Source organism: Cellulosimicrobium sp. SJTW-1, assembly GCF_047716875.1.
GTDB lineage: Bacteria > Actinomycetota > Actinomycetes > Actinomycetales > Cellulomonadaceae > Cellulosimicrobium > Cellulosimicrobium funkei.
On record NZ_CP136680.1, the window covers coordinates 1,681,294 to 1,700,959 of the forward strand.

The 19,666-nt window shown below is 74.9% G+C and carries 20 protein-coding genes; 19 read left to right on the forward strand and 1 reads right to left on the reverse strand.

The window, feature by feature from the left end:
- The first annotated feature begins 115 nt into the window (after positions 1–115).
- The 7 genes from lepB (at position 116) to RSE42_RS07660 (ending at position 6,602) form a co-directional block, all read left to right on the forward strand.
- Complete coding sequence (lepB, locus tag RSE42_RS07630; RefSeq protein ID WP_170982093.1) at positions 116–931, forward strand: signal peptidase I; 816 nt, start codon at positions 116–118, stop codon at positions 929–931.
- Positions 928–1,758: a ribonuclease HII gene (locus RSE42_RS07635; protein WP_369824901.1), complete on the forward strand. Its 831-nt coding sequence runs from the start codon at positions 928–930 to the stop codon at positions 1,756–1,758. The genes lepB and RSE42_RS07635 overlap by 4 nt, the downstream gene beginning before the upstream one ends.
- Before the next feature lie 50 nt (positions 1,759–1,808).
- Entirely contained in the window at positions 1,809–2,108 is a 300-nt protein-coding gene (locus RSE42_RS07640) for a DUF2469 domain-containing protein (protein WP_024840525.1), read from the forward strand.
- 113 nt (positions 2,109–2,221) lie between these two features.
- Positions 2,222–2,581, forward strand: a complete 360-nt coding sequence (locus RSE42_RS07645; protein WP_021483325.1) for a YraN family protein — start codon at positions 2,222–2,224, stop codon at positions 2,579–2,581.
- Positions 2,581–4,119: a YifB family Mg chelatase-like AAA ATPase gene (locus RSE42_RS07650; RefSeq protein WP_137280300.1), complete on the forward strand. Its 1,539-nt coding sequence runs from the start codon at positions 2,581–2,583 to the stop codon at positions 4,117–4,119. The genes RSE42_RS07645 and RSE42_RS07650 overlap by 1 nt, the downstream gene beginning before the upstream one ends.
- A gap of 25 nt (positions 4,120–4,144) precedes the next feature.
- The gene (dprA, locus tag RSE42_RS07655; protein ID WP_144722808.1) at positions 4,145–5,524 is read left to right on the forward strand and encodes a DNA-processing protein DprA; all 1,380 of its coding nucleotides are present in this window, start codon (positions 4,145–4,147) and stop codon (positions 5,522–5,524) included.
- Between the two features lie 181 nt (positions 5,525–5,705).
- Entirely contained in the window at positions 5,706–6,602 is an 897-nt protein-coding gene (locus RSE42_RS07660) for a tyrosine recombinase XerC (RefSeq protein ID WP_415298848.1), read from the forward strand.
- A gap of 61 nt (positions 6,603–6,663) precedes the next feature.
- On the opposite strand, the gene RSE42_RS07665 is transcribed toward RSE42_RS07660, so the two are convergent.
- Positions 6,664–7,353 (reverse strand): murein hydrolase activator EnvC family protein, encoded by a 690-nt coding sequence (locus RSE42_RS07665; RefSeq protein WP_255438105.1) that lies wholly within the window; start codon positions 7,351–7,353, stop codon positions 6,664–6,666.
- 431 nt (positions 7,354–7,784) lie between these two features.
- On the opposite strand from RSE42_RS07665, the gene rpsB reads away from it, so the two are divergent.
- The 12 genes from rpsB to RSE42_RS07725 all read left to right on the forward strand — a co-directional run bounded on the left by rpsB (position 7,785) and on the right by RSE42_RS07725 (position 19,659).
- Entirely contained in the window at positions 7,785–8,768 is a 984-nt protein-coding gene (gene rpsB, locus RSE42_RS07670) for a 30S ribosomal protein S2 (RefSeq protein WP_034652460.1), read from the forward strand.
- 133 nt (positions 8,769–8,901) lie between these two features.
- Positions 8,902–9,741, forward strand: a complete 840-nt coding sequence (tsf, locus tag RSE42_RS07675) for a translation elongation factor Ts (protein WP_034652463.1) — start codon at positions 8,902–8,904, stop codon at positions 9,739–9,741.
- Between the two features lie 163 nt (positions 9,742–9,904).
- The gene (pyrH, locus tag RSE42_RS07680; RefSeq protein ID WP_031315725.1) at positions 9,905–10,660 is read left to right on the forward strand and encodes a UMP kinase; all 756 of its coding nucleotides are present in this window, start codon (positions 9,905–9,907) and stop codon (positions 10,658–10,660) included.
- Positions 10,661–10,735: 75 nt separating this feature from the next.
- The gene (gene frr / locus RSE42_RS07685) at positions 10,736–11,293 is read left to right on the forward strand and encodes a ribosome recycling factor (protein ID WP_021482015.1); all 558 of its coding nucleotides are present in this window, start codon (positions 10,736–10,738) and stop codon (positions 11,291–11,293) included.
- A gap of 32 nt (positions 11,294–11,325) precedes the next feature.
- Positions 11,326–12,183 carry a phosphatidate cytidylyltransferase gene (locus tag RSE42_RS07690; protein ID WP_415298465.1) on the forward strand — a complete coding sequence of 286 codons (858 nt, stop codon included), beginning with the start codon at positions 11,326–11,328 and terminating at the stop codon, positions 12,181–12,183.
- A 113-nt stretch (positions 12,184–12,296) separates the two neighbouring features.
- The gene (gene rlmN / locus RSE42_RS07695) at positions 12,297–13,388 is read left to right on the forward strand and encodes a 23S rRNA (adenine(2503)-C(2))-methyltransferase RlmN (RefSeq protein WP_043653265.1); all 1,092 of its coding nucleotides are present in this window, start codon (positions 12,297–12,299) and stop codon (positions 13,386–13,388) included.
- On the forward strand, positions 13,385–13,936 hold the full coding sequence (locus RSE42_RS07700; RefSeq protein ID WP_021482018.1) for a DivIVA domain-containing protein: 552 nt from the start codon (positions 13,385–13,387) through the stop codon (positions 13,934–13,936). Before rlmN ends, RSE42_RS07700 begins: the two co-directional genes overlap by 4 nt.
- A gap of 14 nt (positions 13,937–13,950) precedes the next feature.
- Positions 13,951–14,754 carry a class I SAM-dependent methyltransferase gene (locus RSE42_RS07705; RefSeq protein WP_415298467.1) on the forward strand — a complete coding sequence of 268 codons (804 nt, stop codon included), beginning with the start codon at positions 13,951–13,953 and terminating at the stop codon, positions 14,752–14,754.
- A 58-nt stretch (positions 14,755–14,812) separates the two neighbouring features.
- Positions 14,813–16,012 carry a 1-deoxy-D-xylulose-5-phosphate reductoisomerase gene (gene dxr / locus RSE42_RS07710; RefSeq protein ID WP_086151338.1) on the forward strand — a complete coding sequence of 400 codons (1,200 nt, stop codon included), beginning with the start codon at positions 14,813–14,815 and terminating at the stop codon, positions 16,010–16,012.
- A 58-nt stretch (positions 16,013–16,070) separates the two neighbouring features.
- Positions 16,071–17,381: a M50 family metallopeptidase gene (locus RSE42_RS07715; protein ID WP_415298469.1), complete on the forward strand. Its 1,311-nt coding sequence runs from the start codon at positions 16,071–16,073 to the stop codon at positions 17,379–17,381.
- A 165-nt stretch (positions 17,382–17,546) separates the two neighbouring features.
- Positions 17,547–18,686, forward strand: coding sequence for a flavodoxin-dependent (E)-4-hydroxy-3-methylbut-2-enyl-diphosphate synthase (gene ispG, locus RSE42_RS07720; protein ID WP_021482273.1), 1,140 nt, complete (start codon positions 17,547–17,549; stop codon positions 18,684–18,686).
- Between the two features lie 7 nt (positions 18,687–18,693).
- Positions 18,694–19,659 carry a DUF4081 domain-containing GNAT family N-acetyltransferase gene (locus RSE42_RS07725; protein WP_083712006.1) on the forward strand — a complete coding sequence of 322 codons (966 nt, stop codon included), beginning with the start codon at positions 18,694–18,696 and terminating at the stop codon, positions 19,657–19,659.
- Positions 19,660–19,666: the final 7 nt, after the last annotated feature.

Sequence of the window (19,666 nt, forward strand, 5' to 3'; positions counted from 1 at the left end):
TCGTCCCGACGGCGGCCGTCCCTCCCGGGACGGCCGCCGTCGGCGTACCCGGGGGGCGCTGTCCGCGGGCCGGTTCCGTTTCCCGGATCGCCCCCCGAGGTGGCATTGTGAACGCGTGACCGACAGCGCCCCGCCCCGCGGCCCGCACCCCGACGCCGGCACCGAGCGCGCGGCGCTCGGCCCCGAGGACGACGGGCGCCCCCCGCACGGCCAGCACCTCGCGGCCGAAGGGGACGAGGTCGCCCCGCGCGAGCGCCCGCGCAGGTCCTCGCTGCTGCGCGAGACCGCGATCATCGTGGTCAGCGCGCTGGTGCTGTCCCTGCTCATCAAGACGTTCCTCGTCCAGGCGTTCTTCATCCCGAGCGCCTCGATGGAGGACACGCTCGTCGAGGGCGACCGCGTGATGGTGTCCCGCCTCGTGCCCGGCGCGTTCGACGTGCACCGGGGCGACGTCGTCGTGTTCAAGGACCCGGGCGGCTGGCTGCCGCCGCAGGAGCCCCAGGACCAGAGCGCGGTGTCCGAGGCGGTCCGTGCGGCGCTGACGTTCGTCGGCCTCCTGCCGCAGGACACGGGGGAGCACCTCATCAAGCGCGTCATCGGCGTGCCGGGCGACCACGTCGTGTGCTGCGACGCCGAGGGCCGCGTGAGCGTCAACGACGTGCCGATCGACGAGACGTACATCAAGCCGGGGTCGATCCCCAGCCAGGACGCGTTCGACCGCACGGTCCCCGCCGACATGCTGTTCGTCATGGGCGACAACCGGCAGAACTCCCTGGACTCGCGCTACAACACGGGCAAGCCCGGAGGCGGGTTCGTGCCGATGAGCAACGTCGTGGGGACGGCGTTCGTCAAGGTGTGGCCGCTGTCGCACGTCGGTCTGCTGCGTAACCCCGGCGACGTGTTCGCCGACGTCCCCGAGGTGGAGCCGTGACGCTCGACGCCGTCGCGCGTCCGGAGCCCGCGCGGGCACCGGCGCGCCGGGCACCCGCGCGTCGTCGGCCGGACCTGCGCCAGGAGCGCGCCATGCTGCGCGACGGCGCGCGGCTCGTCGCCGGGATGGACGAGGTCGGTCGCGGCGCGCTCGCCGGGCCGGTGTCGGTCGGGGTCGTGGTCGTCGACCTCGCGACGAAGCCGTGCCCGCCCGGGCTCACGGACTCGAAGCTCCTCACCGCGGCGGCGCGCGAGGCGCTCGTGCCCCTCGCGCGGTCGTGGTGCGTCGCGTGGGCGGTGGGCCACGCGGGTCCGGCCGAGATCGACGCGCACGGGATCGTGGGCGCGCTGCGGCTCGCGGGCCGCCGTGCGCTCGCCCAGGTGCGCCGGACGGTCGGCGACGTCGACGCGGTCCTGCTCGACGGCAAGCACGACTGGCTGAGCCGCCCCTCGGCGGTGGACCTCTTCGAGGCGTTCGACCTCGACCCGCACGACGACGTCCGGCTCGTCGACCCGCGCGTGCGCACGCTCGTCAAGGCGGACCTGCAGTGCGCGTCGGTCGCCGCCGCGAGCGTGCTCGCGAAGACCGAGCGCGACGGCCTCATGACGAGCCTGGCGCGCCAGTACCCCGCCTTCGGGTGGGACCAGAACAAGGGCTACGGGGCGGCGGCGCACGTCGAGGCCCTGCGCGAGCACGGCCCGACGCCGCAGCACCGGCGGTCCTGGCGCCTGCCCGAGCGCGGTGACGAGGGCATCGGCGTCCCGGCGTACGGCGACCCGGTCGACGTGCTCGAGCTCGACCCCGAGGCCGGTCTGCCGACGAGCTGACCGGTGTCCTCCGTCCGGTCCGGTGGCCGCCGATGGTCCATGATGGAGCCGTGAGCGCCGAAGACCTGGAGAACTACGAGACCGAGATGGAGCTCGCGCTGTACCGCGAGTACCGCGACGTGGTGGGCCTGTTCTCGTACGTGGTGGAGACCGAACGCCGCTTCTACCTGGCGAACCAGGTCGACCTGCAGGTGCGTTCCGCCGCCGGTGAGGTCTACTTCGAGCTGCGGCTCGCCGACGCGTGGGTCTGGGACGTGTACCGCTCCGCGCGGTTCGTGAAGTCCGTGCGCGTCGTGACGTTCAAGGACGTCAACGTCGAGGAGCTCGCGAAGGCCGAGCTCCAGCTCTGACGCCGTTTGTGGCCGTGCACAGGACCACTGGCTGACGGCGGTCCCACAGGCCGCCCGGCGCCCCTGGCGCCGCTCCCGCGCCGTGCCCCATGGTGGGCCGCGGAGGTGAGCCCATGGGAGCGAACGACGCCGTCGGGCGGTACGGGGAGAAGGTGGCCGCGGCCCACCTGGTCGAGGCGGGCTGGACGCTCCTCGACCGCAACTGGCGCGGGACGCGCGGCGAGCTCGACGTCGTCGCGCTCGACGGCGACGTGCTCGTGGCCGTCGAGGTCAAGACCCGGCGCGGCACGGGGTTCGGGCACCCGGCGCAGGCCGTCACGCCCGCGAAGCTCGGCCGTCTGCGCCGGCTCACGGGGGAGTGGCTCGCGACGCACGACGTCCGCGCCCGGTCGGTCCGGATCGACGTCGTCGCGGTCCTCGTGGCGCGCGCCGGCGCGGCACGGGTCGAGCACCTCGTCGGGGTGAGCGCCTGATGGGGCTCGGGACCACGCGCGCGGTCGCGCTCGTCGGGCTCTCCGGCCACGTCGTCGAGGTGCAGGCCCACCTCGCGGCGTCCGTCCCCGGCTTCGTCCTCGTCGGGCTGCCGGACACCGCGCTGAGCGAGTCGCGCGACCGCGTGCGCGCGGCCGTGACGTCGTCGGGCATCGCGTGGCCCCAGCGCAAGGTCACGATCAACCTGTCGCCGGCGGCGTTGCCCAAGTCCGGGACGGGCTTCGACGTCGCGATCGCCGTCGCACTGCTCGCCGGTGCCCAGGTGCTGCCCGCGGGTGCGGCGGACGGCGTCGTGCACCTCGGCGAGCTGGGCCTCGACGGCCGGCTCCAGCCCGTGCGCGGCGTCCTGCCCGCCGTGGCGGCCGCGGTCGCGGCCGGGTTCCCGGACGTCGTGGTGCCGGCGGCCGACGTGGCGGAGGCGCGCCTCGTGCCCGGGGCGCGGGTGGTCGGGGCGGCGAGCCTCGCGGACGTCGCGCGGCTCCACGGCGCGTCGCTCGAGGGCGCGGACGAGTCGGCCGCGCCGGTCGTGGTCCCGCGCCCCGTCGTGCCGGTGGCCCGTCCGGGGGACCTCTCGGAGGTCGTCGGCCAGGACGAGGCGCGGCACGCGCTCGAGGTGGCGGCCGCGGGCGGCCACCACCTGCTCCTCGTCGGGGCGCCGGGCGCGGGCAAGACGATGCTCGCGTCACGGCTTCCCGGGATCCTGCCGGACCTCACGGAGAGCGAGGCGGTCGAGGTCACCGCCGTCCACTCGGTGGCCGGGGTGTTCGACCCGGGCGCGGGGCTTGTCCACCGCCCGCCCTACGAGGACCCGCACCACACCGCGACGCCCGCCGCCATCGTCGGCGGGGGCAGCGGCCTGCCCCGACCCGGGGCCGCGTCGCGGGCGCACCGGGGGGTGCTCTTCCTCGACGAGGCGCCCGAGTTCGGTGCGCGCGTGCTCCAGACGCTGCGCCAGCCGCTCGAGCACGGCGAGCTCGTCATCCACCGGGCGGGCGGGACGGCGCGCTACCCCGCCCGCTTCCAGCTCGTGCTCGCCGCCAACCCGTGCCCGTGCGGCCAGGGCGTCGGCAAGGGGCTCGAGTGCACGTGCTCGTCGGTGGCACAGCGACGGTACTTCGGTCGGCTCTCCGGCCCGCTCCTCGACCGCGTGGACGTGCAGGTCGAGGTCCGGCCGGTGACGCGGGTCGAGCGCGCGCGAGCCGCCGCCCCCGAGCCGAGCGCGGTCGTCGCGGCCAGGGTCGCCGCGGCCCGGGAGGCGGCCGCGTCCCGGCTCGCCGGCACGCCGTGGCGCACGAACGGCGAGGTGCCCGGCACGTGGCTGCGCGAGCAGCTCGGCCCCGACGCGGGCCTCCTGGCCGACGTGGACCGCGCGCTCGACCGCGGCACGCTCAGCCTGCGCGGCGCGGACCGCGTCCTGCGCCTCGCCTGGACCGTCGCGGACCTCGCCGGGCGCGCCGCGCCCACCCGGGCGGACGTCGGGACCGGGCTCGCGCTGCGCACTCGGGGCTACCGTGCCTGACCGCGGGGCCGGGGACGGACGACCGGTGTTCGACGTCCTCGACGAGCGCCTCGCGCGCGCGGCGTGGTCGCGCGTCGCGGAACCGGGGGACCAGGTCGCGGTCGCGCTCGTCGACCAGCTCGGCGCCGGTCCGGCGCTCGAGTGGCTCCACGAGGCGGCTCGTGACCCGGCCGGCGCGCGCCGCGCGCTGGTCCGGCTCGCCGACGACGGCGCGCCGGGCGGTACCTCTCCGGCATGCGAAGGGCCGACGGGCGTCCCCGTGCTCGGTCCCGCTCCCGGCGCCCGCGAGGACGCGCCCGACCCGGCGGCACGGTCGGCCGGCCGGCGCGTGGCGGAGCGCGACGCGGTGGGACGGTCGACCGACGCACGCGTGACGGACCACGACCCGCGCGCCCGGTCGGTGGCGCGGCTCCTGCGGGCCGTCGGGCGCTGGGCTCCCCGCCTCGACGGGCTGGACCCGCGCCGTGAGCTGCGCGTGCTCGAGCGCCTCGGCGGCACGCTCGTCGTGCCGGGCGACGACCGGTGGCCGTCCGGCCTCGACGACCTCGGGCCCGTCCGCCCGCTCGCGCTGTGGGTGCGGGGGAGCGCCGCGGTGCAGGACCTCGCGGCGCGCTCGGTCGCGGTGGTCGGCGCCCGCGCCTGCACCGACTACGGCCGCCACGTGACGGGCGAGATCGCAGCAGGCCTCGCGGCGCGAGGGTTCACCGTCGTGTCCGGGGGCGCGTACGGGATCGACGCGGCGGCGCACCGGGCGGCGATCCTCTCGGGTGGACCGACGGTCGCGTTCCTCGCGGGGGGCGTGGACCGGTTCTACCCGGCCGGGAACGTCGAGCTGCTCCGCTCGGTCGTCGAGTCGGGCGGCGCGGTCGTCTCGGAGGTCCCGCCCGGGTCCGTCCCGAGCCGGGTGCGGTTCCTGCTGCGCAACCGGCTCATCGCGGCGTTCGCGCGGGCGACGGTCGTCGTGGAGGCGGCCTGGCGCTCGGGCTCGCTGAGCACGGCGTCGCGCGCCGCGGAGCTCTCCCGTCCGGTCGGTGCCGTGCCGGGCCCCGTGACGTCGATGGCGTCGACCGGGTGCCACCGGCTCCTGCGCGACGGCGTGGCGGTGTGCGTCACCGACGCGGACGAGGTCGTCGAGCTCGCGGGCGACCTCGCGCGCGACGCGGCACCCGCCGCGCCCGCCGCGACCTCGTGGCGAGCACCCCACGACGCCCCGTACGACGACCTGGACCCCGTCGAGACGCGCACGTGGGACGCGCTCCCGCTGCGTGCGGGAGCCTCGACCGAGGCGATGGCCCGCGCCGCGGGTCTTGCCGTGGCGGACGTGGTCGGTGCGCTAGGGAGGCTCGAGGCCCGGGGGCTCGCCGAGCGGTCGCCCGTCGGCTGGCGGCGCGTGCGTGAGCCATGAGTCATGGGCCGTGCGAGGTGCGCTGAGCGTGCGTGGGCCCTGAGCGGCGAGCAGAGCGGAGCGCCTCCCCGGGCCAGGGCTCGCCGCGCGCGAGACTGGGGGCGTGACACGAGCAGACACCTCCGAGGAGCACCCCGCGGACGAGCGCGTCGCGGAACCCGCCGTCGCGCTGCCCGAGGCGATGCGTGCGGCGCTCGCGGACTTCGCGGTGCACCTCGAGGTGGCGCAGGGGACGTCGGCGCACACGGTCCGCGCCTACACCGGCGACGTCGAGTCGTTGCTGCGGCACGCCGTCCGCCACGGCGCGGCGGCACCGCGCGACGTCGACCTCGCCGCGCTGCGTGCGTGGCTCACGACGCAGTCGGAGCGCGGGCTGGCCCGGGCGACCCTCGCCCGGCGCGGCGCGGCGGCGCGGGCGTTCTTCGACTGGGCGCGGCGTACGGGGCGTGTCGACTCCGACCCGGGGGCGCGGCTCGCGAGCCCGCGCGTGCCCCGCACCCTGCCGACCGTCCTCGCGGTCGACGCGGCGGCGCGCCTGCTCGACGACGCGCGCGAGGCCGCCGTCGAGGGTGAGCCGGCCCGGTTGCGCGAGTGGGCCGCCGTCGAGCTCCTCTACGGGGCAGGGATCCGAGTCGGCGAGCTCGCGGGGGTCGACGTCGACGACGTGGACCTCGCGCAGCGCGTGGTGCGCGTGCTCGGGAAGGGCGACAAGGAGCGCGTCGTGCCGTTCGGCGTGCCGGCGGCGCGCGCGGTGACCCGCTGGCTCGACGTGGGCCGGCCCGCCCTCGTCACCGCGCGCTCGGGCCCCGCGCTCCTGCTGGGCGACCGCGGGGGACGCTGGGGGCAGCGGCAGGTCCGCGAGGCGGTGCACCGCCTCGCCGCGGCGGCGGGCGTCGACGACGTCGCCCCTCACGACCTGCGGCACAGCGCCGCGACGCACCTCCTCGCCGGGGGCTCGGACCTGCGCAGCGTGCAGGAGATCCTCGGGCACTCCTCGCTCGCGACGACGCAGCGCTACACGCACGTGACCGCGGAGCGGCTGCGCACCTCGTTCGAGCAGGCGTTCCCGCGCGCCTGACGGGACGCGCGATCCGCCCTGATCTGGCGCGATCCGCCGTGAACCGCCGCAGCCCGCGCGGTCAGCCCTCCCCGAGCGGCAGCAGCACGATCGGCGGCCGGTCGCCGAGGAGAGCCAGCGGGTCGAGGTAGCGCTCGCCGCGCCGCACGCCCCAGTGCACGCACGTGGCGGCGCAGTGGCTCCCCGCGGCGCTCTCCGCGGCCTGCACCGTGCCGAGCACGGACCCGGACGTCACGCGCTCGCCGCGCCCGACCGACGCCGTCACGGGCTCGAGGGAGGTGCGCAGCCCGTCGTCGTGCAGGACGACGACCACGTCGCGCCCCGCGACGGGCCCGGTGAACGAGACCACGCCGGGGGCGGGGGAGCGGACGGTCTCCGCGGGGGCGGCCGCGAGGTCGACGCCGCGGTGCCCCGGGAGCCAGTCGTGCTCGGGCGGGTCGAACGGCGCGAGCACGCCCAGGTCGGCGACGTCCCGGTCGAGCGGGGGAACCCACCCGCGCGACGCGGCTCCCTGCCCGGGCCCGGGAGTCGACGCCGCTCCTGTCACGGGTGCGGCGAGGACCACGAGCGCGCCGAGCACGAGGGCGGCGCCGCGGACCCGGGCAGGACGCGTGGTCGTGCCGCCGGACCGCCCGACGGCCGGGTGCCCGGGCAGGTGATCGGTCGTGCGGCCGGACGGCCGGTCGGCGAGACGGACCGCACGGCGGGCGGGCGGGTGAGCGGACGGGAGACGAGCGCGGTCGAGGGTCACGGGCTCAGGGTGCCGGAGTCACGCCGACGGGCGCGGACGCGGCGGGCTCGGCTGTGGACGAGCGGTGCGCACGACGGCGCACGGCGGCGGCTGTGGTCGGCCCTGCCGTCGGGTAGACTTGCCGCTGCGACCGGCGCGTTCGCCGTGCCCGGCCCGAGGGACCACCTCGGCCGAGGACGGAGCCGGTCGACTTCGCGCGTCACGTCCTCGCCCTCGACTCCCGGTCCGTCCGGGTCGGGGTGGGGCCGCGTCCGGCGTCGGTCCTGCTCGCACCGCCCACGGTGCGTCGCAGGCGTCGGCACGGGTGGCGCCAGGGGTGCGACCACCAGGGTCGTCACCGACAACCGCACCGCGGTCCGTCCCACGGGAGGGGCCGCCAGAAGCGTGCGCGCACCGGGTGGATCCCGGGCCGCACGGCGAAAGGACGTGTCATGGCCGTCGTGACCATGCGCCAGCTCCTCGAGAGCGGTGTCCACTTCGGGCACCAGACCCGCCGTTGGAACCCGAAGATGAAGCGTTTCATCTTCACCGAGCGCAACGGCATCTACATCGTCGACCTCCAGCAGTCGCTGTCGTACATCGACCGCGCGTACGAGTTCGTCAAGGAGACCGTCGCGCACGGCGGCTCCATCCTCTTCGTCGGCACCAAGAAGCAGGCCCAGGAGCCCGTGGCCGAGCAGGCCGCGCGCGTCGGGATGCCCTACGTGAACCACCGCTGGCTCGGCGGCATGCTCACCAACTTCACCACGGTGCACAAGCGTCTCCAGCGCCTCAAGGAGCTCGAGGAGATCGACTTCGACGACGTCGCCGGCTCGGCGCTCACGAAGAAGGAGCTCCTCGTCCTGCGTCGCGAGAAGGACAAGCTCGCCCGCACGCTCGGCGGCATCCGCGACATGGCGAAGGTCCCCTCCGCCGTGTGGATCGTCGACACGAACAAGGAGCACCTCGCGGTCGACGAGGCGCGCAAGCTCCACATCCCGATCGTCGCGATCCTCGACACGAACTGCGACCCGGACGTCGTGGACTACAAGATCCCGGGCAACGACGACGCGATCCGCTCCGTGACGCTGCTCACGCGGGTCATCGCGGACGCCGTCGCCGAGGGTCTGCTCCAGCGTCACTCGGGCCGTTCGGGCGCCGAGGCCGAGGCGGGCGCCTCCGCCGAGCCGCTGGCCGAGTGGGAGCGCGAGCTCCTCGCCGGCGCCGAGCAGCAGCTCGAGGCGGACGAGAAGGCCGCCGAGGCGAACGTCGAGGCCGCCGCGGCCGAGGGCGTGGCCGAGGCTGCCGCCGAGGTCGCCGCCGAGGAGCCGGGTGACGCCACCGCCGAGGTCGTCGAGGAGGCCGCCGCCGAGGCTGCCGTCGTCGCGGACGCCGAGGCCGTGGTCGCCGACGCCGAGGCCGACGAGACCAAGTGACGTCCCGGGGTGCGCGACGGGCGACCGTCGCGCACCCCGTGCCGTACCACCGGCGTACCGGGCACCCACGCGGTGCCGCCAGCACGTCGCTTGTGACGAAGTACCCGTGACGAACCACGAGTGAGGAACCACCATGGCGAACTACACCGCCGCTGACATCAAGGCCCTGCGCGAGCGCACCGGCGCCGGCATGCTCGACGTCAAGAAGGCTCTCGACGAGGCGGGCGGCGACGCGGACAAGGCGCTCGAGATCATCCGTGTGAAGGGTCTGAAGGGCGTCGCCAAGCGCGAGGGCCGCTCGACCTCCGAGGGCCTCGTCGCCGTCGACATCCGCGACACCGAGGGTGGCCAGGTCGCGACGCTCATCGAGCTCAACTCCGAGACGGACTTCGTCGCGAAGAACGACACGTTCATCTCCCTCGCGGACCGCGTGCTCAAGGCCGCGGCCGAGGCCGGCGCGCGCGACGCGGACGCGGCGCTCGCCGCGGACGCGGACGGCGAGACCGTCCAGCAGGTCATCGACAACCAGGCCGCGACGCTCGGCGAGAAGATCGTCCTGCGCCGCGTGACCCGCGTCGCGGGCGAGCGCGTCACCGCGTACCTCCACCGCACCGCGCGCGACCTGCCGCCGTCGATCGGCGTCGTCGTCGCCACGGACGCCGCGGGCGAGGCCGTCGCGAAGGACGTCGCGCAGCACGTCGCCGCGATGTCCCCGACGTACCTCTCGCGCGACGAGGTCCCGGCCGAGACGGTCGAGAACGAGCGCCGCATCGCCGAGGAGACCTCGCGCAACGAGGGCAAGCCCGAGGCCGCGCTGCCGAAGATCGTCGAGGGTCGCCTCAACGGCTTCTTCAAGGACGTCGTCCTCGTCGACCAGCCGCTCGCGAAGGACCCGAAGAAGACGGTCGGCCAGGTCGTCTCCGAGGCCGGCGGCACCATCACGGAGTTCGTGCGCTACCGCGTCGGCGCCTGACGCCCCCGTCGGCCCGGACCCGTCGTCTCGTGGACGGCGGGTCCGGGCCGACCGCGCACCCGGGCCCGGCCCGGGCGCGCGACGACCGCCGACGTGCCGCACCATCAGGTGGACGACGGCGGAGCAGGACCACCCCGCCCCACCGGGCCAGGACGAAGGACAGGTGTCGACAGTGACGGCAGGCGAGCAGACCGAGCCCCGGACGGGGACCGAGCACCGGCGGGTGCTCCTCAAGCTGTCGGGCGAGACGTTCGGCGGCGGGCAGATCGGCCTCGCGCCCGACGTCGTCCAGCGCGTCGCCCAGGAGATCGCGGCCGCGGTCGAGCAGGGCGTCCAGGTCGCCATCGTGGTCGGTGGCGGCAACTTCTTCCGCGGGGCGGAGCTCTCCCAGCGCGGGCTCGACCGCGCACGTGCCGACTACATGGGCATGCTGGGCACGGTCATGAACTGCCTCGCGCTCCAGGACTTCCTCGAGCAGGCGGGGGTGAAGACGCGCGTGCAGACCGCCATCGCGATGGGCCAGGTCGCCGAGCCGTACATCCCGCTGCGCGCGATCCGGCACCTCGAGAAGGGCCGCGTCGTCATCTTCGGCGCCGGCGCCGGGATGCCGTACTTCTCGACCGACACGGTCTCCGTGCAGCGCGCCCTCGAGACGCACTGCCAGGAGGTCCTCATGGGCAAGAACGGCGTGGACGGCGTCTACACGGCGGACCCGCGCACGGACCCGTCGGCCACCAAGCTCGACCACCTCACGTACACCGACGCGCTCGTCAACGACCTCGGGGTCATGGACGCGACGGCGCTGAGCCTGTGCCGGGACAACGACGTGCGCATGCGCGTGTTCGGCATGAGCGAGCCGGGGAACGTCACACGCGCCCTGGTCGGCGAGAATATTGGCACACTGGTCACGACCGACTGACACCGGTGCGACCAGGCCGGTGATCCCGGCCACGACCGCACGGACCGACCCACGACGAACGACGAAGGAGCACTGGTGATCGACGAGACCCTCCTCGAGGCCGAGGAGAAGATGGACAAGGCCGTCGAGGTGGCCAAGGAGGACTTCGCCGCGATCCGCACGGGCCGTGCGAACGCCGCGATGTTCAACAAGATCACGGTCGACTACTACGGCGCCCCGACCCCGCTGCAGCAGCTCGCGTCCTTCACGGTGACCGAGGCGCGCACGATCCTCGTCTCCCCGTTCGACAAGAGCTCGATGACCGCGGTGGAGAAGGCGCTGCGCGACTCCGACCTCGGGGTGAACCCCTCGAACGACGGCAACGTCGTCCGGGTCGTGCTGCCCGCCCTCACGGAAGAGCGCCGTCGTGACTTCGTGAAGCTCGCGAAGTCGAAGGCGGAGGACTCGCGCGTCGCGATCCGCAACGTCCGCCGTCGGGCGAAGGAGGAGCTGGACCGCATCGCGCGCGACGGCGAGGCCGGCGAGGACGAGGTCGCGCGCGCCGAGAAGGAGCTCGAGGTCCTCACGAAGGCGCACGTCGACCAGGTCGACGCGCTGCTCGCGGGCAAGGAGAGCGAGCTGCTCGAGGTCTGAGCACCTCGTCCGGCGAGCTCCTCCCCGCACCGATGACCGACACCTCCTCGACGGCCGCAGGCGAAGGCACGACCGCGGCGCGCGCACCCAAGGCGGGCCGCAACCTCCCCGTGGCGATCGCGGTGGGCCTCGGCCTGCTCGCGCTCGTCGCGGTCAGCCTCGCCTTCCGGCCCGAGCTCTTCGTGCTGCTCGCAACCGTTGCAGTGGGCGCGGCGCTGTGGGAGCTCGCCCAGGCGTTCCGGCGCCGCGACCTGCACCTCCCGCTGCTCCCGCTCCTCGTGGGCACGGTCGGCATCCTCGTCTCCTCGTACTACTCGGGGCCCGAGGCGTTGCTGGTCTCCTTCATGCTCACCGTGGCGGGGGCGGTGGTGTGGCGCGTGATCGACGGGTCGGGCACGGCCGCCGTGCGCGACGCCGCCGCAGCGACCTTCGCGGCGGCGTACCTGCCGTTCATGGCGGGCTTCGTCATGCTCATGCTCGCCGCGCCGGACGGTCGGGTGCGGGTCCTGCTCTTCATCCTGCTCGCGGTGGCGAACGACGTCGGCGGGTACGTCGCGGGCGTCCTGTTCGGGCGGCACCCGCTCGCCCCGTCCGTCAGCCCCAAGAAGTCGTGGGAGGGGCTCGCCGGGTCGTTCGTCCTGGCGACCGCCGTCGGGGTCGTCGGCGCGGTGGTGGGCCTCGGCGCGAGCCCGCTGCTCGGCGTCGCGCTGGGCGTCCTGGCCCCGCTCACGGCGACGATCGGCGACCTCGCCGAGTCCATGATCAAGCGGGACCTAGAATTGAAGGACATGGGGTCGGTCCTGCCCGGCCACGGAGGCATCCTCGACCGGCTCGACTCCATGCTCCTCACCGCCCCGTTCGTGTACGTGCTGCTCGCCCTGGCCGTCTGACGGCCCGGCTCACGGCGCGGCGCACCCGTCCGCACCGCCCCCCACGCTTGGACCTCCTCATGACCGTCCGTTCCGTCCGCCCGTCCGCGGAGTCGAAGCCGCTGCCGCTCGTCATGTCGGCCCCGCGCCGCGGCAAGCCGCCGCGCCACTTCGCCGACCTCGCGCCCGAGGAGGTGCGGGAAGTCGTCGTCGAGCTCGGCGAGAAGCCGTTCCGCGCCAAGCAGCTCGCGACGCACTACTACGCGCACCTCACGCGCGACCCCGAGGCGATGACGGACCTGCCGAAGGCGACGCGCGACGTGCTCGCCGAGGCGCTCTTCCCGCCGCTCCTCACGGCGGCGCGGCGCATGGAGGCCGACGGCGGCACGACCGTGAAGACGCTGTGGCACCTCTTCGACGGCGCCAAGGTCGAGTCGGTCCTCATGCGCTACCCGCAGCGCTCGACCCTGTGCGTGTCGAGCCAGGCGGGCTGCGGCATGGCGTGCCCGTTCTGCGCGACGGGGCAGCTCGGCCTGACGCGCAACCTCTCGGTCGCGGAGATCGTCGAGCAGGTGCGCTCCGCGGCCCGGTCGCTCGCGGACGGCGAGATCCCCGGCGGCCCGACGCGCCTCAACAACCTCGTGTTCATGGGCATGGGCGAGCCGCTCGCGAACTACAAGGCCGTCATGGGCACGGTGCGCCGTCTGGTCGCCCCCGCGCCCGACGGGCTCGGGATGTCCGCCCGCAACATCACGGTGTCGACGGTCGGGCTCGTGCCTGCGATGCGCAAGCTCGCCGACGAGGGGATCCCGGTGACCCTCGCGCTGTCGCTGCACGCCCCGGACGACGACCTGCGCAGCGAGCTCGTGCCGATCAACACCCGGTGGAGCGTCGACGAGACGCTCGACGCGGCCCGGCACTACTTCGAGGTCACGGGCCGCCGCGTGAGCATCGAGTACGCGCTCATCAAGGACATGAACGACCACGCGTGGCGCGCCGACCTCCTGGGCGAGAAGCTCAACGCGCGCGGCCGCGGCTGGGTCCACGTCAACCCGATCCCGCTCAACCCGACGCCCGGATCGATCTGGACGGCCAGCGACCCTGCCGTCGAGGCGGAGTTCGTGGCACGATTGCGCGGTCACGGGATCCCGACGACGATCCGTGACACCCGCGGCAGCGACATCGACGGCGCCTGCGGGCAGCTCGCTGCAGAGGAGGACGAGTGAGTTCGCTGTTCACCACGGTGTCGAAGACCCGGAACGGGTACGACCCCGAGGAGGTCGACGACTTCTTCGAGCACGCTCGTGACGTCTACGAGGGCCGGGTGTCGGAGCGGCTCACGAGCACGGAGATCCAGGCGTCGGTCTTCGACCTGGTCCGTGGCGGCTACGACACGCACGAGGTCGACGCCGCCCTCGACAGGCTCGAGGGCGCGTTCATCGCGCGCCAGCGGGCCGAGTACGTCGCGGCGCACGGGCAGCAGGCGTGGATGAACGCGCTCGCCGAGCGCGCGCGGACGCTCTACGGGCGCCTCGGTCGCCCCGACGGCGAGAAGTTCGCGCTCGCGGAGCGCGGCAAGCCGGCCTACGACATCGACGACGTCGACGACCTGTGCGACCGGCTCGTCGCCTACTTCGACCGCCAGGTCCCGATCACGGCGGCCGAGATCCGGTCCGCGACGTTCGGCCGGGCGCGCGGGCGCGACGGCTACGCGGAGGGTCCGGTCGACGCGTTCTTCGCGCGCGCCATCGAGGTGCTGCTCGGCGTCGAGTGACGACGCCCCACCGCGTGAGCCTCGATCCCCGGGCGACGTCGATCCGTCCGCTGCGCCGCGCGGTCGCGTCGCTCGCGGCGTTCAACGCCCGCCACCCCTGGAACCACAACGAGCACTTCCACGGCTGGGTCGTGCGGCGCGTGCCGCACGACGCCCGCGTCGTGCTGGACGTCGGCTGCGGCGCCGGCGTGCTCCTGGGCCGGCTGCGGGCCCGGGTCGCCGAGGTGCACGGGATCGACGCCGACGCGGGCATGGTCGCCCAGGCCCGGGCACGGCACGCTGCGGACCCCGCCGTGACGGTGTGCCGGCTCCGGTTCGACGACGTCCGCTCGCCCGACGACGTCCGCTCGCCCGACGACGTCCGCTCGCCCGACGACGTCCGCTCGCCCGACGACGTCCGCTCGCCGGGCGGGACGCCCGGGCCGGGGGCCGGTTCCCTGTGGCACCGCGGGTACGACGCGGTGACGATGGTCGCGGTGCTGCACCACCTCGAGCTCGACGAGGCGCTCCGGCACGCGCGGGGCCTCCTCGCACCGGGCGGCCGTCTGCTGGTCGTGGGGCTCGCCCGGGTCGCCACGCCCCGGGACCTCGCCGTCGACGTCGCGTCCGCGCTGCTCAACCCGCTCGTGGGCCTCGTGAAGCACCCCCGCCGCGCCCGGCCCGAGGACTCTGGCCCCGACGCCCCGGGCATGCCCGTCCGGGACCCGCGGCACACCGTGGACGAGGTCGCCCGCGCGGCCCGGGCGCTGCTGCCGGGAGCGCGCGTGCGCCGTCGGCTGTTCTTCCGGTACACGCTCGAGTGGACGGCACCGCGCTGACCGGACGACGACCCGGTGCGGTGCCACGCACCGCCCGCGGCCTGGAAGGATGGGAACCATGCCCGACGGACCTGCACCCACCCCGCGCACCGTGACGATCCTCGGCTCGACCGGGTCGATCGGCACGCAGGCGATCGACGTCGTCCGGTCCCACCCCGACCGGTTCCGGGTCGAGGCGCTCTCGGCGGGCGGGGGCGACGTGGACCTGCTGGCGCGCCAGGCCGCCGACCTGGGCGTGCGCGCGGTCGGCGTGGCGGACGCGACCCGTGCGGCGGCCCTGGCCGAGGCGCTGTCGGCGGCCTGCGCCGGTCGCGAGGAGGTCCCCGAGGTGCTCGCCGGACCCGATGCCGCGGCCGAGCTCGCGGCGCGGGGGAGCGACGTCGTCCTCAACGGGGTCACGGGGTCGGTGGGCCTCGGCCCGACGCTCGCCGCGCTGCGCGCCGGGTCGACGCTCGCCCTCGCGAACAAGGAGTCGCTCGTCGCCGGGGGAGCGCTCGTCCGCGCGGCCCAGCAGCGCCCGGACCAGATCGTCCCGGTGGACTCCGAGCACTCGGCCATCGCCCAGTGCCTGCGGTCGGGGACGCGACCGGAGGTGCGCCGGCTGATCCTCACCGCCTCGGGCGGCCCGTTCCGCGGCTGGGAGGCCGACGCGGTCAAGGCCGCGACCGTCGACCAGGCGCTCGCGCACCCCACCTGGGCCATGGGTCCGGTCGTCACCGTGAACTCCGCGAGCCTCATGAACAAGGGCCTCGAGCTCATCGAGGCGCACCTGCTCTTCGACGTCCCGGCCGACGACATCACGGTCGTCGTGCACCCGCAGTCCGTCGTGCACTCCATGGTCGAGTTCGTCGACGGCTCGACGATCGCGCAGGCGTCGCCGCCGGACATGCGCCTGCCCATCGCGCTCGGGCTGTCGTGGCCCGACCGGCTCGACCCCGTGACGCCGCCGTGCGACTGGTCCGCCGCGACGTCGTGGACGTTCGAGCCGCTCGACGACGCGGCGTTCCCCGCGGTGAACCTCGCGCGTGCGGCCGTGGCGGCGAGCGCCACGCACCCGGCGGTGTACAACGCGGCGAACGAGGAGGCCGTCGCGGCGTTCCTCAGCGGACGCGCAGGTTTCGGTGACATCGTGGCGACGGTCGAGCGCGTGCTCGCGGCGCACGACGGAACCCCCGCGGACGCGCTGACGTTGGAGCACGTGGCGGAGGCGGAGACCTGGGCGCGCGCGCGAGCCCACGAGCTGCTGGACCGCCGGTGACGAGCAACCGTCGGGGCGGGACGACCGCCCTGGACGTCGAGAGGGAGCAGAGGGAACGATGGCCACGCTGATCGGCATCCTGGTGATCGTGGTCGGGATCGTCGTCTCGATCGCGCTGCACGAGGTCGGGCACATGGTGCCCGCGAAGAAGTTCGGCGTCCGCGTGAGCCAGTACATGGTCGGCTTCGGCCCGACCCTGTGGTCGCGCACCAAGGGCGAGACCGAGTACGGCCTCAAGGCGATCCCGCTCGGCGGCTACGTGCGCCTCGTGGGCATGTACCCGCCCGCACCCGCGGGCGCCCGCCCCCGCGGCAGCGGGTTCTTCTCCCAGGTCGTGGCCGACGCGCGGGACGCCAGCACGGAGGAGATCCGGCCGGGCGAGGAGCACCGCGCGTTCTACAACCTCTCCGCGCCCAAGAAGGTCGTCGTCATGCTCGGCGGCCCCTTCATGAACCTCCTCATCGCGTTCGTCCTCATGGCGATCGTGTGCGTCGGCATCGGCCTGCCCGCGGTCACCACCACGGTCGGCTCGGTGAACGCGTGCGTCCCGTCCGCCGTGACGGGCGAGGAGCAGGAGTGCGCCGCCGACGCCGACCCCTCGCCGGCCGCCGCCGCGGGGCTCCAGCCGGGCGACACGATCGTGGCGTTCGACGGCGAGGACGTCACCTCGTGGGACCAGCTCTCCGGCATGATCCGGGGCGCCGCCGGGCAGGCCACGCCGGTCGTCGTCGAGCGCGACGGCGAGCAGGTCGACCTCACCATCACGCCGGTCGACGTGGAGCGCCAGGTCGTCGCCGAGGACGGCACGCCTGTCGTCGACGACGACGGCGAGCCCGTCACGAAGCCCGCCGGGTTCGTCGGGTTCGCGCCGACCGTCGAGCGCACGCCCGCCGGGATCGGCGTGGCCGCGGAGGCCACGTGGCAGCAGGTGAGCGGCACGGCGGGCATCATCGTCACCCTGCCGGTCAAGGTCTACGAGGCCGCCCAGGCCGCGTTCACCGACGCGCCCCGCGGGCAGGACTCCGTGATGAGCGTCGTCGGGGTCGGCCGGGTCGCGGTGGACGTCGCGGGCGCGGAGAGCCCGGTGCTCGACCGCGTGGTGACCATGCTCCTGCTGCTCGCCGCGCTGAACGTCGCGCTGTTCGTCTTCAACCTCATCCCGCTCCTGCCGCTCGACGGCGGGCACGTGGTCAACGCGCTCTACGAGGGGGCCAAGCGCACCGTCGCGCGCGTCCGCGGTCGCCCGCGCCCGGGACCGGCCGACCTGGCGCGCATGATGCCGGTCGCGTACGTGATGTTCGTGGTCCTCGTCGGCGTCGGCGCCCTGCTGATCCTCGCCGACATCATCGACCCCGTCCGCCTCACGTAGCCCGGCGCGTCGCCCGAGGCCGCTGCGCCACCGGGAGGCGTGCGTGGAGGTGCCGCGAAGATGTGCGGGACCGCGCGGAAAGGTGACGTCCCGGACACCCGGCGGTGCCCCGTTCGACGCTCGCCGGGGGATACTAGGGGCGTGAGCGTACCCATCAGTCTCGGAATGCCTGCCGCGCCGCCGCCGGTCCTCGCGCCGCGCCGCAAGAGCCGCAAGATCAAGGTCGGCAAGGTGGACGTCGGCGGCGACGCGCCGATCAGCGTCCAGTCCATGACGACGACGCCGACGACGGACATCAACGCCACCCTCCAGCAGATCGCGGAGCTCACGGCGTCGGGCTGCGACATCGTGCGCGTCGCGGTGCCGAGCGCGGACGACGCGCTCGCGCTGCCGGCGATCGCGAAGAAGTCGCAGATCCCGGTGATCGCCGACATCCACTTCCAGCCCAAGTACGTGTTCGCCGCGATCGACGCGGGGTGCGCCGCGGTGCGCGTGAACCCGGGCAACATCCGCAAGTTCGACGACCAGGTCAAGGAGATCGCGAAGGCGGCGTCCGACGCGGGCGTGTCCCTGCGCATCGGCGTGAACGCCGGCTCCCTCGACCCCCGCCTGCTCGCGAAGTACGGCAAGGCGACGCCCGAGGCGCTGGTCGAGTCGGCCGTGTGGGAGGCGTCGCTGTTCGAGGAGCACGGCTTCCACGACTTCAAGATCTCGGTGAAGCACAACGACCCGGTCGTCATGGTGCGCGCGTACGAGCTGCTCGCGGAGGCGGGGGACTGGCCGCTGCACCTCGGCGTGACCGAGGCCGGCCCCGCGTTCCAGGGCACGATCAAGTCGGCCACGGCGTTCGGCGCGCTGCTGAGCAAGGGCATCGGCGACACGATCCGCGTCTCGCTGTCCGCGCCCCCGGTCGAGGAGGTCAAGGTCGGCAACCAGATCCTCCAGGCGCTCAACCTGCGCCCCCGCAAGCTCGAGATCGTCTCCTGCCCGTCGTGCGGCCGCGCCCAGGTGGACGTGTACACGCTCGCGGAGAAGGTCACGGCCGGGCTCGAGGGCATGGAGGTGCCCCTGCGCGTCGCCGTCATGGGCTGCGTCGTCAACGGCCCGGGCGAGGCGCGCGAGGCGGACCTCGGCGTCGCGTCGGGCAACGGCAAGGGGCAGATCTTCGTCAAGGGCGAGGTCGTCAAGACGGTCCCCGAGTCGCTCATCGTCGAGACCCTCATCGAGGAGGCGCTGCGCATCGCGGAGACCATGACGCCGGAGAACGACGCGCAGGCCGGCCCGCCGGTCGTCACGGTCGGCTGACGCCCTCGTGAGCCGCTGGCGCCCGTCCGTCCCGGCACTGCGGCCACGGGCGCGCGCCGGGTCGGGCGACGACGCGGCCGAGCGGGCCCGCGTGCTCTCCGACGCGGACGTCCCCGAGGCGCTCGCGGTGTGCGCGGGCGACCCGGTCGCGTCGACGCTCGCGGCGGCGCGGCTCGCCGTCGCGCAGCACGCCGGCCTGCACGCCGCGGGCGGCCAGGCGTGGGGCTTCCCCGCCGTCGGTCCGCTCGAGGCGGTGTGCTGGGCCGGGGCGAACCTCGTGCCGGTCGTCCCGGCGTCGCTCGACGCCGACCGCGCCCGCACGGCGGTCGCGGCGTTCGCCGCGCTCGCGCGGCACGCGGGGCGGCGGTCGTCGTCGGTCGTGGGCGAGCGCGACGCCGTCCTGGCGCTGTGGGACCTGCTCGCCCCGCACTGGCCGGCGCCGCGCGAGATCCGGGCGAACCAGCCGTCGCTCGCGATCGACCGCGACCCGGACGTCGAGCCCGACCCGCACGTGCGCCGCTCCGTCCCGGCGGAGGTCCCCGTGGTGCTGCCCGCGTGCGTGCGCATGTTCACCGAGGAGGTCGGCTACTCGCCGGTCGAGGGCGGGGGCCGCGCGTACGAGGAGCGCGTCCGCTCGCTCGTGCTCGCGGGCCGGTCCTTCGTCCGCATGGCCGCGGAGCCCGGCCGCTCGCCGCACGTGGTCTTCAAGGCGGAGCTCGGTGCGGTGACGCCGCGCGTCGCGCAGGTGCAGGGCGTGTGGGTCGACCCGCGGTACCGCGGGCAGGGGATCGCCGCTCCGGGGATGGCCGCCGTCGTGCGTCTCGCGCGCGAGCCCGGGCCCGCGGACGCGGCGCGCGGTGCGGCGCCTCCCGTGGTCTCGCTGTACGTCAATGACTACAACGCGGCCGCGCTCGCGACGTACCGCCGGGTCGGGTTCGAGCAGGTCGGGACCTACGCGACCGTGCTGTTCTGACGGCGCC